The organism is Vibrio sp., assembly GCF_038138445.1.
Classification (GTDB): Bacteria; Pseudomonadota; Gammaproteobacteria; order Enterobacterales; family Vibrionaceae; genus Vibrio.
Genome location: NZ_JAYQDQ010000090.1, coordinates 1 through 16338, shown reverse-complemented (window position 1 = coordinate 16338; position 16338 = coordinate 1). Strand labels below are relative to the sequence as shown.

At 41.0% G+C, this 16338-nt stretch carries 14 protein-coding genes; 2 read left to right on the top strand and 12 right to left on the bottom strand.

Translation table 11 applies throughout. From position 1 onward, the window contains the following. Positions 1 to 936 precede the first annotated feature (936 nt). The 9 genes from cyoE to AAFM34_RS17520 all read right to left on the bottom strand — a co-directional run bounded on the left by cyoE (position 937) and on the right by AAFM34_RS17520 (position 9920). Positions 937 to 1803 carry a heme o synthase gene (cyoE, locus tag AAFM34_RS17560; protein ID WP_341665047.1) on the bottom strand — a complete coding sequence of 289 codons (867 nt, stop codon included), beginning with the start codon at positions 1801 to 1803 and terminating at the stop codon, positions 937 to 939. 8 nt (positions 1804 to 1811) lie between these two features. Beyond that, the gene (gene cyoD, locus AAFM34_RS17555; protein ID WP_341665045.1) at positions 1812 to 2123 is read right to left on the bottom strand and encodes a cytochrome o ubiquinol oxidase subunit IV; all 312 of its coding nucleotides are present in this window, start codon (positions 2121 to 2123) and stop codon (positions 1812 to 1814) included. After that, complete coding sequence (gene cyoC, locus AAFM34_RS17550) at positions 2123 to 2725, bottom strand: cytochrome o ubiquinol oxidase subunit III (protein WP_341665043.1); 603 nt, start codon at positions 2723 to 2725, stop codon at positions 2123 to 2125. The genes cyoD and cyoC overlap by 1 nt, the downstream gene beginning before the upstream one ends. Beyond that, on the bottom strand, positions 2715 to 4748 hold the full coding sequence (gene cyoB / locus AAFM34_RS17545; protein ID WP_341665041.1) for a cytochrome o ubiquinol oxidase subunit I: 2034 nt from the start codon (positions 4746 to 4748) through the stop codon (positions 2715 to 2717). The genes cyoC and cyoB overlap by 11 nt, the downstream gene beginning before the upstream one ends. Positions 4749 to 4753: 5 nt before the next feature. Beyond that, positions 4754 to 5635 (bottom strand): ubiquinol oxidase subunit II, encoded by an 882-nt coding sequence (gene cyoA, locus AAFM34_RS17540; protein WP_152432397.1) that lies wholly within the window; start codon positions 5633 to 5635, stop codon positions 4754 to 4756. 613 nt (positions 5636 to 6248) lie between these two features. Continuing rightward, a complete protein-coding gene (locus tag AAFM34_RS17535; RefSeq protein WP_341665038.1) occupies positions 6249 to 6977 on the bottom strand; it encodes a transporter substrate-binding domain-containing protein in 729 nt (242 codons plus the stop codon). A gap of 22 nt (positions 6978 to 6999) precedes the next feature. Continuing rightward, entirely contained in the window at positions 7000 to 8535 is a 1536-nt protein-coding gene (locus AAFM34_RS17530; protein WP_341665036.1) for a methyl-accepting chemotaxis protein, read from the bottom strand. Positions 8536 to 8797: 262 nt separating this feature from the next. Next, positions 8798 to 9313 (bottom strand): GNAT family N-acetyltransferase, encoded by a 516-nt coding sequence (locus AAFM34_RS17525; RefSeq protein ID WP_341665034.1) that lies wholly within the window; start codon positions 9311 to 9313, stop codon positions 8798 to 8800. Between the two features lie 118 nt (positions 9314 to 9431). Next, positions 9432 to 9920, bottom strand: a complete 489-nt coding sequence (locus tag AAFM34_RS17520; protein ID WP_341665032.1) for a MarR family transcriptional regulator — start codon at positions 9918 to 9920, stop codon at positions 9432 to 9434. A 112-nt stretch (positions 9921 to 10032) separates the two neighbouring features. Between AAFM34_RS17520 and AAFM34_RS17515 the strand changes: the two genes are divergently transcribed. Then, a complete protein-coding gene (locus AAFM34_RS17515; protein ID WP_341665030.1) occupies positions 10033 to 10923 on the top strand; it encodes a DMT family transporter in 891 nt (296 codons plus the stop codon). A 132-nt stretch (positions 10924 to 11055) separates the two neighbouring features. Here AAFM34_RS17515 and AAFM34_RS17510 read toward each other — a convergent pair whose 3' ends face one another. The 3 genes from AAFM34_RS17510 to AAFM34_RS17500 all read right to left on the bottom strand — a co-directional run bounded on the left by AAFM34_RS17510 (position 11056) and on the right by AAFM34_RS17500 (position 12390). Further along, positions 11056 to 11772 carry a YebC/PmpR family DNA-binding transcriptional regulator gene (locus AAFM34_RS17510; protein WP_341665028.1) on the bottom strand — a complete coding sequence of 239 codons (717 nt, stop codon included), beginning with the start codon at positions 11770 to 11772 and terminating at the stop codon, positions 11056 to 11058. An 88-nt stretch (positions 11773 to 11860) separates the two neighbouring features. Further along, entirely contained in the window at positions 11861 to 12070 is a 210-nt protein-coding gene (locus AAFM34_RS17505) for a DUF3283 family protein (RefSeq protein ID WP_341665026.1), read from the bottom strand. 122 nt (positions 12071 to 12192) lie between these two features. Beyond that, positions 12193 to 12390, bottom strand: coding sequence for a PA3496 family putative envelope integrity protein (locus AAFM34_RS17500; RefSeq protein WP_341665024.1), 198 nt, complete (start codon positions 12388 to 12390; stop codon positions 12193 to 12195). A 380-nt stretch (positions 12391 to 12770) separates the two neighbouring features. Between AAFM34_RS17500 and AAFM34_RS17495 the strand changes: the two genes are divergently transcribed. Further along, positions 12771 to 16289, top strand: a complete 3519-nt coding sequence (locus AAFM34_RS17495; protein WP_341665023.1) for a hypothetical protein — start codon at positions 12771 to 12773, stop codon at positions 16287 to 16289. Positions 16290 to 16338: the final 49 nt, after the last annotated feature.

Genomic DNA, 16338 nt, shown 5'->3' with positions numbered 1-16338 from the left:
CAATACCGAATTTAAAAGGAAATGATTAGATGGGGTTTACCGCCAGCTTACAAAATAACAAATGATCTAGAAGTTCTAACTAAACGATTAGAAAGATAAAAATCTATGAGATTAGACCATAGATACCTTAATGTTTTGACGAATTAGGACATCTCATTGATTTGCCGACTAGTAAAGCTCTTGGGCTCTTCAGCAAGAACTGAGGGGATGGGCCTACCAATCATTGTCTCTATGTGCCGTTCTGAAGGCTGAAAAATTGGTTTGTTTAAAGTCTCATCTTCTGAGCAAACGGTGAACTCTCATAGCTTCGAGCAAGCTAAACCAGAGCAGTATACAACTTGAATCTATCGAAACAAAAACCCGATAGTATAGACTCAAATCGAGTTTCGTTTGTCTATATCTAATCAAGCCAAGAGCAGAGTTATTAGGCTATTTGGTCGGACATATTTAGCCTACGTTTTGTGAGATGGGAGTTACCAAAAGAGCAATGTTACTTTGATTTATATTAGCTTGGGCGACATATTCTACGACAAAGTATCAACAAGCGAGGTCACTACTGAGATAACGTTAATACAGAAACATTATTATTAACAAAATCGAATAAGAACAGGCAATATTTTGTATAACCTATATGAAATAGACAACTAATAAATCAAAATAACAAGAAGCTATCGGTAGTTGCCTCTAGATACACTCTCAAGTTGGTACCAGAAATTTAAGAGTAGTCACTTTATTCCCTTGTAATAACCAGCTTTGCCCTAAGTTTGTTTACTTGCTGCTATCTGATTACTCATTGCAGTAATCTCCTTACTATGAGGGAAACGAGAGGAAAAAAAGCGCCCCTTTCTGCTTTACTGACACAAACATGCCTGAACAAATATCGGGCTTTTACAGCCAATACGTAGGCTTAGTAAAACAAAAAAGGGGCTGCTGTTTTTAGATAGGTAATGAGATCAGCTCAACGCCTAGAACGCCGCTGACTCCCATCACGACTAATAAGGACACTTTAAACACCGTTTTTGACCAAGGAATATAGTTATCCTCATCAACCTTTCTGAAGGTTACCTTCATCCACATAAAACAAGCAATTGCGGTTACAGCCAAGTATTCATAACCCGCTTCACCCAACAAAAATAAAGCGAGAGAAGTCACTGCAAAGGCTACAACATATGCTTTCATGTGACGATGAGCTTTATTAAGCCCTTCTTTAACTGGCAATACTGGAATACCAGCATCTCGGTAGTCTTGCATACGGAACATAGCGATGGCATAAGAGTGAGGCATTTGCCACAAACAAAACATAGCAAAGAGCAGAACGGCCTCCAAACTTATGTAATTAGTCACAGCTAAATAGCCAACAAGTGGTGGAACAGCACCAGAGATGCTCCCCACCAAGGTGCCGTATACGGAAGTGCGCTTGTACCACATAGTGTAGAAGAAAACGTAAAACACGTAGCCAAGCAAAACCACTACTGCAGACAGAGGATTCGCCATCTGGAATAAAATGGCTGTACCCACGAGTAATAAGATGAGAGCGTAAACAAAAGCAACATCAATATTAATGTTCCCTTTGGCGAGCTCACGATTTTGTGTGCGCTTCATTTTCTGGTCGATATCTCGATCAAAAATGTTGTTCACCACACAACCCGATGCAATCACTAGTCCTACCCCAGCAAGGGTTGCCAATAATAAAGCTACACTGACGTTCTCTGTTTTTGCGGCAAGGAAGAACCCCGCCGCAACAGATATCAGGTTGCCGAAAATGATGCCTGGTTTGGTAATAGACAAATAACTTTTCAGCATGCTCCGACCTACAGCTTCATGTTCACGGTCATGTTGTAGATGATCCACACAGAGCCTGCGATTAAGATCAAGACAACAATGGCGGTAAACATTAGCGATACAAAGTTCCATTGTCCATCTTCAGTTTTTACTTCCATGTGTAGGAAGTATTTAAAGTGGACGAAAATCTGCACAATCGCACAACCAAACAATAGGACATAAGTTGCCATATCAGGAAGCGATTGAGACCAGACAAAATAGAAAGGAATTACAGTCAGGATTAAAGACGCAATAAAGCCTTTAACATAATCTGACGCACCGGTTTCCATATGTTGAGCCATTACATTACCCCCAGCAAGTAAACGATAGTGAAGACACAAATCCATACAATATCGAGGAAGTGCCAGAACAGGCTTAAGCAGTTAAAGCGCATCGCCATGTTATCGTTAAGTCCCTTGGTTGAAAGCTGGTGATAGCATACTGCTAGCCAGATAAGACCAAAGGTTACGTGAAGACCGTGAGTACCCACTAGAGTGAAGAAAGCAGATAAGAAAGCGCTCTTCTCTGGGCCATAGCCTGCGGCGATCAGATGATGAAATTCGTAAATTTCCATACCAATAAAGGCAAGACCGAGTAGGAAAGTCACTTTCAGCCAACGCTTAAGCCCAGCGACATCTTGGCGCTTCATTGCGATCATGCCAAAACCAAAGGTAATACTACTAAACAGCAGTAACATGGTTTCAACGAACACAAACGGTAACTCAAAGATGTCTTTACCAGTAGGGCCACTAATTGAGCCAGTTTCAAGTACTGCGTATGTTGCAAATAAAGTTGCGAACAATACACAGTCACTCATCAAGTAAACCCAAAAACCAAATAGCTTATTACCATTCGTATCATGGTGGTGATCATGATGACCGTGAGATACTGAATTAGCTTGCATACGTTACCTCCAGATCATCTTTCTTATCGCCCTGTGGAGATTGTTTCTTCGCTTCTTCAAGCTGAGCACGGCGCTCTGCTTCAATCGCTTTGATTTCTTCTACTTCCACATAGTAATCCACGTCGTCATTATAACTGTGCTGGATACAAGCAACGACAATACCCACAAAACTTGCAGCAGCTAGCCACCAGATGTACCAGATCATTGCAAAGCCAAATACCAAAGCCCATGCAGAAACATAGATTCCTGTCGGTGTGTTCTTAGGCATATGGATACGCTCGTATTCAACTTCTTTGGTTGGATCAAACTCACCACTTTGCTTTTGATACCAGAATGCATCCAGTTCATCACCTTTTGGCAAGTGAGCAAAGTTGTAGAATGGTGGTGGTGACGAGGTCGCCCACTCAAAAGTACGCCCACCCCACGGGTCACCAGTAAGATCGCGATTTTGCTCTCGGTCACGAATACTCACATAAATCTGAATAAACTGACAAGCAACACCCATGGCGATAACTGCAGTACCCGCAGCAGCGATGGCAAGTAGTGGGAAGAATTCAGGGTTAATATCTTGACTCAAGCGGCGAGTCATACCCATAAAGCCAAGTGCATACAGAGGCAAGAACGCCATCAAGAAGCCGATGATCCACAAATAGAAAGCGCGTTTACCCCAAGTTTCATTCATCATGAAACCGGTTGCCTTCGGGAACCAATAAGTGATCGCCGCAAAACAACCAAACACTACACCACCAATAATAACATTATGGAAGTGAGCAATTAGGAATACTGAGTTGTGAAGTACAAAGTCAGCACCAGGAACTGCCATCAATACACCTGTCATACCACCAACACTAAAGGTGATAAGGAAGCCAACTGTCCACATCATTGGTGTAGTAAAGCGGATACGGCCTTTGTACATGGTAAATAGCCAGTTGAAAATCTTCACCCCGGTTGGGATGGAAATAATCATAGTGGCGATACCAAAGAAGGCGTTGACATTGGCACCTGAACCCATGGTAAAGAAGTGATGTAACCAAACCACGAAGGCTAGGATGGTAATGACGACCGTCGCCCATACCAAAGAGGTATAGCCGAACAATTTCTTACGTGAGAACGTTGCCGTAACTTCTGAGAACACACCGAAAATAGGCAGCACTAAGATATATACTTCTGGATGACCCCAAGCCCAAATCAAGTTGACGTACATCATAACGTTGCCGCCAAGATCATTGGTAAAGAAGTGGAACCCTAAGTATCTATCCAACGTCAGAAGTGCAATCGTAACTGTTAAGATTGGGAACGAGATGATGATAAGGATGTTGGCACATAAAGAAGCCCAAGTGAATACTGGCATCTTCATGATCGGCATAGAAGGCGTACGCATGCGCAAGATAGTCACAAAGAAGTTTACGCCAGTTAACGTTGTACCAACACCAGATATCTGCAGTGCCCAAATCCAATAATCGACCCCGACCCCAGGACTGGCCTCAATGCCAGACAATGGAGGGTAAGCTAGCCAACCTGTTTGACCAAATTCACCTAAGCCAAGAGACATATTGGTGAGAATAACACCCACTATAAATAGCCAGAAACTCAGGTTGTTCAAATAAGGGAAAGCAACATCACGAGCACCAATTTGCAATGGTACGATAATGTTCATCAAACCGATTACTAAGGGCATAGCAACGAAGAAAATCATTATCACGCCGTGAGCAGTAAAGATCTGATCGTAGTGATGCGGCGGTAAATAGCCTGCTTCCCCAGCAGAAGAGAGCAATTGTTGGCTACGCATCATGACGGCATCAGCAAAGCCACGAATAAGCATTATCATAGCCACAGCTATGTACATGAAGCCAAGCTTCTTGTGGTCTACTGACGTAAACCATTCGTTCCACAGGTACTGCCACTTCCCTGCTTTAGTTATCGCGACCATTACAGCTAAACCAACCAGAGCAACGACGGCTAAGGTGATAACAATAATGGGCTCATGATAAGGAATTGAGTCTAGAGTTAATCTTCCAAACATTTCGATTATCCTTGGTTTTCAGGCAAACAGTTCATTGAACCAGGATGCTGTGTCACGACATCAGTAAACAAAAATGGCGGAACACTTGAGAATAGAGTGACTGGTTCTGCAATACTTGGCTCAGCCAAAGTTCTGAACTGCTCCCAGTCTTCAATTCGATCTGGACTAGATTTCACTTCTTGTACCCAGTTAAGGAAGGCAGCTCGGTCAGTCAGTGCTGACGCAGTAAATTTCATCTGAGAGAAACCTTCACCGCTATAGTTAGAAGCAAAACCTTTAAAGTTACCTTCATGGTTAGCAATCAAATTCAGCTTAGTTACCATACCTGGCATAGCATAAATCTGAGAGCCTAAACGTGGGATAAAGAATGCGTTCATGATGTTGTCAGAGGTGAGTCTAAACGTCACAGGTACATCTTTAGGAAAAGCAACATAGTTGACAGTAGCAATGTTCTCTTCCGGATAGATAAACAACCATTTCCAGTCAAGCGACACTACTTCAATCGTCATAGGTTTAACGTCACTTTCAAGAGGCTTAGAAGGCTCAAGTTCGTGTGTTGAACGCCATGTTATAACGGCAAGAATAGCGATGATAATGATAGGAATCGTCCATACGACCAATTCTATCTTAGTCGAATGTGACCAGTCGGGCGCATACTCCTGATCAGTATTCGTATCTCGATATCGGTATGCGAAATACACTGTCATTAAAATCACGGGTATGACAACAATTAGCATCAACAAAAGAGCAGTAATTATGAGCTCTTTTGTTTGAACGCCAATAGCGCCTTTCGGGTCAAGTAAAGCAGAATTACACCCAGATAAAAAAAGAATGGCCGTCGCCAAACTTCCTCTAGACAAGATGCGTTTATATCTTGAGGCTTCCATTAACTTTCTCGATGGTTTGTCCGAATTCAGCATTCACACACTGAAAATCGGTTGTTATATTCATTAGAATGTTTATGTGTTGAGCGTGTAACATTGAATACAAAGGATAAAGTAAACAGATCAGCAAAATGGTTAATAACCATGCTATTTATGCGGATTATTCTTTACACTTCGAAAGAGAATGTTACAAGGGGCGCATTATGCTTAGATCAAGATTGAAGCTCACCCCTCGTATGTGCAAACTAACATTTCAATAATGAAATTAAAGAGAAAAAAATCAATAGCATATACTGAAATATTATAATAAATACCCTTACTAACAATAAGTAAGTGGAAAACCCCTGGTCTAAAACTGTTTAAAAAAACAGGCTAATCCAACATAAAATACCAGCAAAACCATGTGGTGATGGACTTCACAAATATGAAATCACATAATTTCAATAAGGTATTTATCTTGCTTATTTTTGTATTAAATACATTCAGATAGAAGCTCAAGATAAAGAGGGCGTAGAGTTCTTAGATTGGTAGGTTAGGTAAGAAAAATTGATGTGCATATTGGGGCCATATGCTGAATGTGCACTATGACCCCAAAGGCTTGTCTAAAATAGATCAATCACTTGATGCCATACTTAGCCAAAATTTTATCAAATGTTCCGTTTGATTTTATTTCCGCTAACCCTTTATTGAACGCATCGATGTATTTACCATTGTTAGGGTTTGCTAATCCAGACGTTACATGCAGTGGATTAACCGACAGAGCGTTTTTTGTAAACTCAAAGTCTGCTAAATTCATCCCAGCACCAGATAGTGTCGATTTGGCAACTAATTCATCTTCTAACGTCAAATCAATCCTTTTAGCAACGAGCTTTTTCGCATTAGAGACTAAATCGTTAGCTTCAGGCTTCTTAAAGTTGCCAGCTCCCAAAAAGTCATCACCATAACCATAATTACGAATGATACCCACCGTTTTTCCCGATAAGCTATCCATACCATTGTATTCAAAACCATCACCTTTACGTTTAATAAACTTAAGTGAATTTTCTAGATAGGGTTCGCTGTACTTGAGAAAAGCGGTCCTTTCGTTAGTAAACCAAGTAGCCACTAAGACATCGACTCTTCCATCTTTTACTTCGTTTAATGCTCGAGTCCAAGGCATTATTTTAAAGTCCACTTCATAACCTTGTGTTTTCATGGCTTCTGTCAAAATTTCCACTGATACGCCGGGACTACCAGTATCTTTTTGGACAAATGGGGCCCAAGGGTCTTGGGCTGCTGTTACAGTTGCAGCAAAACTCTGCACCGAAAAAAAGGCTGCAATAGCCAGCATTAAAAGGTTTTTCATAACGGGTCCTCAATAATGTAACTTAAGTTCGGAATTTAGCCATATGGCTTGCAATACTCTGGCTTAAGCTCAGAACTTCCTCTGTCGTTTGTGCATTTTGATCAGCACCTGACGCCACTTCATTCGTCGCTTCAGATGCTTCTACAATCGCTCGACTTATTTCTTCGACCGCCATTCTTTGCTCATCGGTAGCTTGTGAGATTTGACCACTGCGATCAGAAATTATGGTGATCAAACTTTGAACCTCGCCAACAGAATCTTGAGATTCACTCACTCTCGCAGCTGTATCTTCTAGAAGAGTTGCAATACGGGTAAGTTCATCTTCAACAGATTTAGTCGCTGATCCCAAAGCTGTTATATTTTTTTGAATCTGTTCCGTCGATTCACTGGTTTTGACAGCAAGGTTACGAACTTCGTCAGCAACCACAGCAAATCCCCTACCCTGCTCTCCTGCGCGTGCAGCCTCAATCGCTGCGTTAAGGGCAAGTAAGTTAGTTTGTTCAGAAATATCATTGATCACGTTAAGGACTGTGGTGATCTTTTCGCCTTCCTCAATCAGAATATGCATCTCAGCATTCACATGATTCATCTCTTCGCGCATGTTAATAATATCTGTAGCAGAGCTTTCTATCGCAGTGTTGACGCTGGAAGCCAGCCCTGTAGCTGTCTGCGCCTGCTCGGCAGTTTCTGAGGCTGTATCTGCGACAATGGCCACTGATTGACTAAGCTCCGTCGCAGCGGCTGCTACTGTCGTCAACTGGTGCTTCTGTGAATCTAGACTATCGGCATTTTTTCGAGCAGTAGCACCATTAGCTTGCGCTTTCTCACCGAGTGCTTCCGAAGACTCATTGACTTCTTTTACAATGACTCGCAGTGATTCAGTGAATGTATTGATACCATTGGTGATTGCATCAAATTCGCGGTACTTTGCAGGGGCCAATTTATTGGTTAGATCCCCATCACCAGACGCAAGATCTTTAATCACGTCCGTTAACTGAGATATTGGCCTTAATACGGTAATTGAGAGGGCAAGAATAATAACAATCGAAATAATCAGGTCCAACACAACAAGCTCTATAATGCTTGTGCGAAGGGAGTCAGCAAGCTTGGCATCCATGGCCTCTGTGTCAAAATATACAACAACCTTACCGACGTTATTTTCTTCACCATAGTCAACAAAGGTAAGTTCGGTAGTTTGGCTCAATTCTTCGGGGTAAGCCTCCTTATCCGTTACGTCAACAAGCTGCTTTTCTTCACCTTCGCCTTGTTGGGTCAAAAATAATAACTCACTGCCCTGAGCATCAATGAGTTGAATGGCAGATATCTCCGGCAGATCCAGCTCAGCAGACATTGCAACTTTGGCAGTATCCAAGTCAAAGTCCCACACCGCCTTTGGTAAGCTTATCGACATGCGCTGACTGGTGTTTTGCACGTTAATTTCAAGCTCTTGATGTAAGTTTCCTTTGAAAGTCTGATATTTAATAAACGCAGAAACGAGCAACACAAACGTCAGTGCTACGATCACTTGAACAATAAATACTACCTTTAACCTTTTCAAAACTTACCCCTCATGATTTTCGGCAGTTACTAAAAAAGTAGTAACTGATTAATCAATTATCAAATGGGATAATAAGTGAGATTCAAATCACATTATATGCTATTGATAGCATTGTTGTTTTATATGCAATTTAAATTTGAAGCATTTCTGATATGCGTTAGATCATGCCTAAACTTACGTGTCAGCGTAAAAGCCAATAAATATGAAATCAGGAAATGAGGAGAAAAAGTAACAAGGACATATATGAAACAATCAAGTCAGGTTATATGAAGCTACGATAAACGCATACCTCTCGGGGTTTTCCCCTAACCTGGACAAAGCGATTTTCTTTATACTGTATTCCGAGTTTTCTAATTACAGAGCAGGATTGATGATTCTCTGCAAGATGCTGGACCTCAATTTCAGAAACCTTTAACTCACGCTTTGCGTAACCTATCAGAGCTTGTGCAGCTTCTAGTGCAATTCCTTTCCCCCAATAGTCAGTCCCTAACCAGTATCCTAAAATAGCAACCCCATCCTTCAGGGAAGGAAAACTTACCGCACCAACAATGCTATCGCTTCCTTTGAAAGTAATTGCAAAAATAACCGCACTTTTATGCTCAAATTGCTCTAAATGAGTCTTTATCCACTCAATTGCCATTTCCTCGGTGTAGGGATAAGGAATATTTGCGGTCATATCTGAAATGGCTTTTTGGCCTGCAAGTAAAGCTACCCTCTCACTGTCTGACAAACGAAAAGGTCTTAAAATTAGTCTCGGCGTCTCAATACTTGGTTGCATTATTTCTCCATTTTCTATTTACAGTGTAAAGACCAAAGAGGGTGCTCTAATCTACGTGATATGGCTGATAAAAGCATATTTATCAAAGATATAAAAGAGCAAACTATCTCGGCAACTTCTAGATCCCCTCTAATTCATACATCAAACATTTCAGATTTAGGCTGATTTGTTTCTTCTGCTCTTGGCTCAAACCCTTTACTAACTGACGCTGTATCACCACATGCTCTTCAACGACTCTATCAATCAGTAAAACACCTTGTTTTGTCAGCTGGACTGGCAAACTGCGACGATCAGATTGGTTGTTTTGTCTTATTATCAAGCCCTTGGAAGTAAGCTTATCAAGGCGGTTTGTCATTGCTCCTGAAGTCAACATCATAGAATCTATAAGCTCCGAGGGAGTCAGTTGAAATGGTTCGCCACTGCGACGCAGCGTTGCTAACACATCAAACTCGCCTAATGTTAAATCGTACTGTTTATGAAGCTGTGCAACTTCATTTTCCATATATTTGGCAACTCTTAGAAGCCTTCCCATAATTGCCATAGGTTCAGTATCTAATTCAGGTTTTTCTCTCGCCCATTGCTCTACCAATCTATCAATTGCATCCATAGACTTTTCTCTCAAATCAGTTCTATTGAGGTATCTTTACGTTAAGATACTTTACATGAACACACTAAAAGCGTACATTTCAGAAAATATCTTAACATGAAGATAAAATATCATGAATATACTACTGGCAATGATCCCCGCTTTTTTCTGGGGCACAACGTATGCTGTTACACAATATACGTTAGTCGATTGGCCCCCTCTTTTACTTGGTGCACTCCGAGCATTGCCTGCTGGACTATTGCTATTGCTGATTAAACCATCTATACCTAAACGCGAAGATTTTCTAAGCCTATTGAAACTTGGACTAATAAACATTGCTGCTTTCTTTTGTTTAATCTTCATTATGGCACTCTCGCTACCTTCGGCCATATCTGGAGTCGGCATGGTATCTGTACCTGTATTTGCCATGTTGTACCATTGGCTTGTGCATAAACATCGACCCAGTTACATTCAAGCTTTATCTGGCACCGTATTAATCATACTCACCTGGTTACTGTTTTCGCCAAGTCAAATATCACTTGATCCACTCGGTCTTTTAGCCATGCTTTGCGCCATTATGTGTATCGTTGTTGGAAGTACTTTCACTAAGTCCTTGGGCAATAGAATCCATTGGTGGACTGTCCTAACTTGGCAAATGATTTTGGGAGGCAGCATACTATCAGTAGTAGCAGTCGTTGACGCGAGTTTCTCACCAGAAAGATATTCTGATGTGATAACTCATTTTTCTGGGCTAAACGGAGCTGGCTTGCTGTGGGTCATTGGTTTAAACACAGCACTGGGTTATGGGATGTACGTCTGGTTACTTCAACGTATGACAGTGGTGGACTTCACATTTGGTGGTATTGCTAACCCAGTTGCGGGGATTGTATCAGGAATGGTGTTACTTGGAGAATCCTTTACCTTCTTTCAATATAGCCTTATGGCTGGAATGATAGCCATGTCTCTTCTACCTCAAATTATACTCTCTATCAGGCAAAATAAGCCTTTACCTAATACCAACTAGGCTATCAAGTTTGCAGTAGTTTATTAACGAGAAAGTATCGCGTTTACAGTGTAAACCGACTTAAAGTTATTCAGGTAAATAAAACATAAAAAAACCGAGTATCAAAAACTCGGTTTTTTCAATAATACTAACTCAAAGTTCAGCGTTATGATAAACCTGCTGGACATCATCACATTCATCCAGAAGATCCAAAAACTTTTGGAACTTTTCAGCATCCTCGCCAGTAACAGGAGTATGGTTCTGTGGCACAAAGGTGATCTCTTCAACATCCATGTTTAACTCTGGATATTCAGCATTAAGCGCTGTTTTAGCTTTGAAGAATTCAGTATGAGGAGCAAATACAGTAATAACGCCTTCTTCAAGTTCAATGTCTGTCACATCAACATCAGCCATCATAAGCGCTTCAAGTACCGCTTCTTCATCCTCGCCTTTAAACTGGAATACAGCTTGGTGGTCAAACATATGAGCAGTTGTCCCAGGTGAACCTATTTTGGCGCCTGTCTTAACAAAGCACTGACGAACATCTTGGAAAGTACGGTTTCCATTGTCAGTGAGACAGTCGACAATGACGCTAGCGCCGCCAGGAGCAAAACCTTCATAGCGCGCTGGCTGATAGTCTTCACCACCACCACCACAAGCTTTGTCAATAGCTTTATCGATCACGTGTGCCGGAACCTGATCTTTTTTCGCTTTAGTAATAAGGTGTTTTAGCGAAAGGTTCATATCTGGATCAGAACCACCATTTTTGGCACACATGTAAATTTCTTTACCGTATTTGGAATAAACTTTAATTTTTGCGCCTTGAGTTTTAGCCATTGAGGCTTTGCGCACTTCAAAACTTCTTCCCATCGGGACCTTCTCTCTAAGTCAAATTAATGCGGAGGATTTTAGCAAAAAACAAAACCATTTCAATTTCTCAATCTAAAGCAAGAATGCCTCAACCAAGTCCCATGATTCGCTTATATTTGGCGACAGATTCAAGGAAAATATTTCGTTCATCTGAATCTTGAATCTTATCTGCACTTCGCGTGATTTCTTCAGGGTTGGCCTTTGCTTCTCTCAATTTCCAAACGAGAAAAGATGCCTGCTTATCAAGCTCTATTTTGTTTTTATCTTTTGTTGGGAGTGTGGATAGATTTATCGACATTTCAACTAGAAGTCAGTTTACCAGTATGGACAGAACTATAACACACTATGATGTGCATTTGGCATACAAAACTAAGGGTGGCTTACTTGCCACCCTTTTTTTGACTGTTTGAAAAGTGGAAGTTAGTGCCATATGCCAAGTTCTTTGGCTTCTTCTATTGTCAATCCACTTTCGCGGATCTCCTTTAAGGCTTCAATACGACGGCGTGCTTCCGCTGATTTAACATTTTTTGTTGGTTTTTGCGACTCAACTTCATCCTTGATATCCCACTTATCAGTGATTTCAGTCATTTCATCATGGTCAATAGAATTAATGGACATTATAACCTCCGAACAAACCATGCAGTGACAGCTAACGTATAGCAAAACCATACTGCCCTTGTTAACAATTTTAGACTGATAATGTGATTAAGCTAATAATTTGAAATCGATTAATACCAATTCACTTAATAAGGCAAAAATAACAAGAGACTAGAAGCATTTAGTCACCATCACCCACTCTGTGGTTCAAAGTTAATACTGCATTAATAATCGGACACCTAGCCAAGGCCATCTATTACATCATTAGTAGAGTAGGCACCGACTATCGTGCGATTGCGTTTATTAGACTAGGTAACCGTCCAAACCTACTATTTATAAAACTATCAGCAGTGTTAGCCTCTTGTAGTTTTATTGTTCAAAAATCTATAAGAGAAAAATGTATGACTTTACCAGTAGCAAACACGTATTTAACGGACCAAATCATTAAAGTAGAAAGTTTGGAAGGATTGCTTGCAAGGAACTCTGAGAGTTTATCGGTAAACTCTGGTCAATTATCCATCTGTCCTGCACTTACTGTAATCGAGCCGGTAAAAGGCCCTCTTCGACTCTATTGGGAAATCTCTCTAACTGTGACAGCCCTTTCACAACTCCTAAGTAGCAACACTCATAGCTCAGAGAAACTGACTATGCTGGAAACATGTCTCGCTTCCTTATCAGATCAAAGAGCACAGTTAAAAGATATTTTGAATCAGCATAGCTCATCCCAAAGAATCAAAAATAGTCTAAAGATCAATAGACTTAACCGACAGCTTTGCAATCATGTCATCAATTACATCAAAGATCCAAGTCACCCTTCAGAAAAGATAAAAAAAATTCTTCTACTAGGGGAGCCAGAGGAATTTAGACTTATATCTAAGCCTAAATATAGTGAATTACCCCAATCTCCAGATTATCAGGGCCACCCTCTTCTTCCTGATATCACCGCGAGCGAGAATTATGTTCATTTTGGTGATGAGTTAACCCCTGCACAACAGCGGTCAGTTCGTCTAGAGTCTCGCATTCTCGATTTAGAACTCGCTGATCGACTCAATGTCACTAATCATGATGACGAAATAAGTAACACCCTACAACGAGCTATTGAACATGCTGGTTTAATCAAAGACGGATTATGGGAAAACTTCGCCTTGGGTAGAGTTAAAGACGAAACGAAGTTTCACAAGAAGTACCGAATACTCTGCTCCACACACTTCATGTTATATGCAGGAAGAATGCACCATATTGCCAAATGGCAGCACCCTCAAGTACTAAAAGACTACCTCGAGCGCAAAGGTACAAGTCTCCCGTCGAAAGTACTTTGTAGGTTCAGTGATGACGGGAACCGTTCAACTAACTATTATTCGGTACATACACACGCTATGTTAAAAGGTGTTTTCCCCAAGCATGTTAGTACTGGTAACATCACTCTGTTTCTTGATGATAATAGTAAGGATATCGCTGATAACTTAAAATGGATTTTCAACATCTATACCAGTGGTCAACGTGATTCACTACCAGCATTACCAAACTTCCACTTTACCCAGTTAAAAAAATGGAGCGAGTGTGTCGATCAACATGAATATTACCAACAATTTTTAGACTATAAAAATGACAAACTACCTGAAACCCTTCTGCTAAAAGACTCACAAATATTCACTTCTTCAGCATTTTGCCAGTCTTCTATCAACCCCTTGGACACACAAGAAAAAGCCGAAGTTCTTGGCCGTTTTGATCTTGTCAGGCCATTTTATAAATATGATGAAATAGAAAAAATGTGGCAGCGATTTGCTACTTTGGATAGTGATGACAAAAAGGCAGTCGCAATCTCTAACTTTCTTGTCCAAAGCGATGAGCCGCTTTTATTCCTATTCGGCGTCTTTTTTAGGGGAAAAGTCGTAGTAGAAAAAACGGGAGAAGCGATTTCCAATGTTTTTACTACGATTAAAAACCTATTCAAGAAATACCACACCATCTCTGGGCGGATTACCATAACCAAGTTAAGTACTAACCAGATCATGGTCGTATCAACGCTCATGCATAATACCGCCATTGCCTATATCGATCTAACTCAAGACAATGAAGTTGCACGACTTGTAAATGAATTAATCAAAGCGGGAAAGAAATCTATCAATTGGGTAAGCGAGACCAAAGAAAACGCCAAAGCTCTGCTAGCTCACCTTGGTTACAACCCAGATACTGTCTTACCAACCCCGCAAGCAGACTCTGATAGTAACCATATGATGTTTAGAAACTGTGCATTTGATAATGAAGCGTGGGAAGTCAAAAATGAAAGTGTTTTAGTCAACCTCAGTCCCGTTGTTGCCCTCACTCTCAATGCGATTCCTGGTATCCCTATCAAAGATGTTATTACCTCGTACGATACCCTATATGACTGTGTTGAAGATGAAGCGCGCGAAGTCATGCTATATAACGCTAATATTTATAAAGCGTTTCTAAAGGACAGCGAATGGTGGGAGAAACTCCCCTCATTCGTGCCTTTCTTCGATTTATTCAACTCTCTAGCCAACGATCCCAGCTATAAGTTTGATCTTTCAACAGAAATTGACGGCATCCTATTTGATGTATTTGACCTTATCGTTACCGCTGTATGTATCGGAATTCCAGTGGCAAAGCTCGCCACTGCAGGAAAAGCCGCATTTAGATCTTCAGTAAAACGCCATATCACAAGCGGGCTGAAAGGAAATGCTTTTAAACGTGCCGTCACTAGAGATATGTTGAAACTCGCAATGCCGGTAGTAAAAAATACGACTCGAGAGCTATTCGAATTCCTCGTAGTGCCGCTTCCGTCACTAAGCAGCGTGCCAAAACGTATGAGGACATCTAACCTCTATTCGGATCCGAGCCCTGCTCGGTACGCGAGTAGCACTCGATACGAGCTTGATTCAGGACCTAGTAAAGACCCATCATTTACAACTCTAGAACAAAAGCACACATTGAAGAGTCACTTTATTCAAAGAGATTTGCTTGACGAGTTGATATCAAAAGGGTCCAGTATCCCCAATAGAGGTGCTTGCCAGCAAATTTCAGCTTTATGGGTAAATGAAAAGCTAACCAAAAAAGTTTTTGGCCGAACTGAATTCCCAGCCCTAAAACACAAGCCAGTTCAAAAAAGTAAGCGGGCAAAAAAATTGTTCGAAAAAGCCTCTGAACTGCAACAGGCTGAACGTAAAAATAATCTTTATAAGCCTGAGGATAGTTTAGAGTCACTCAAGCTAGAGTGCGATCCTCCGATATCAATTGTTCCCAAAAACCCATCAAAACCAAATATCTCTGATCAACAAAGATGTGTTAACAGTTTAGTGGGAGGGATTTCCCGAAGGGCAACGCAAGGTGACCTTCCCGTGGGTTTTACTCTCAGCTTTGATCTCACCGGCTCGGAAGTCGGTCATAGCGTCGGTTTTTTATTAGATCAAAAAAGAGGCCTACGTTTTTTTGAGCCAAATAGTGGTGAATATCTACTAAAAGTATCCAGCGACTCTAAAGGTATAGATTCAGACAAGCTAGCAGAGTTCTTCAATGACTATTTCGATTGCTTGCAGAAGAAATGGCCCAAGTATGTCCCCATAAAATACGATGACGTCATTATGACCCCTGTAAGGAAAGCGGGTAGTAAAGCCACAAGTTCTAATCCTCTAGTCCGACATTCAAGTAACCGATATGAACTGAGTACACCTTTATCGCGTCCACAAGCGAATATGCATCAGGAGGGGACGATAATAACAGAAAGATCTAGAACATCAGTCGTAGATCAGGGAAGCTGGGGAGGCATACGTCAGCGAAATCAACCAGTTCCAGCAGTGAAGAGTAGTAGAGGAGATTATATCTTCTCGAATACTCCTATTGGTAGCAAAGACATCATAATCTCCGGAAATAGCCGCAGCAGTATATTAGATCACTTGTAAGCTGGCGGTAAACCCCATCTAATCATTTCCTTTTAAATTCGGTATTGTC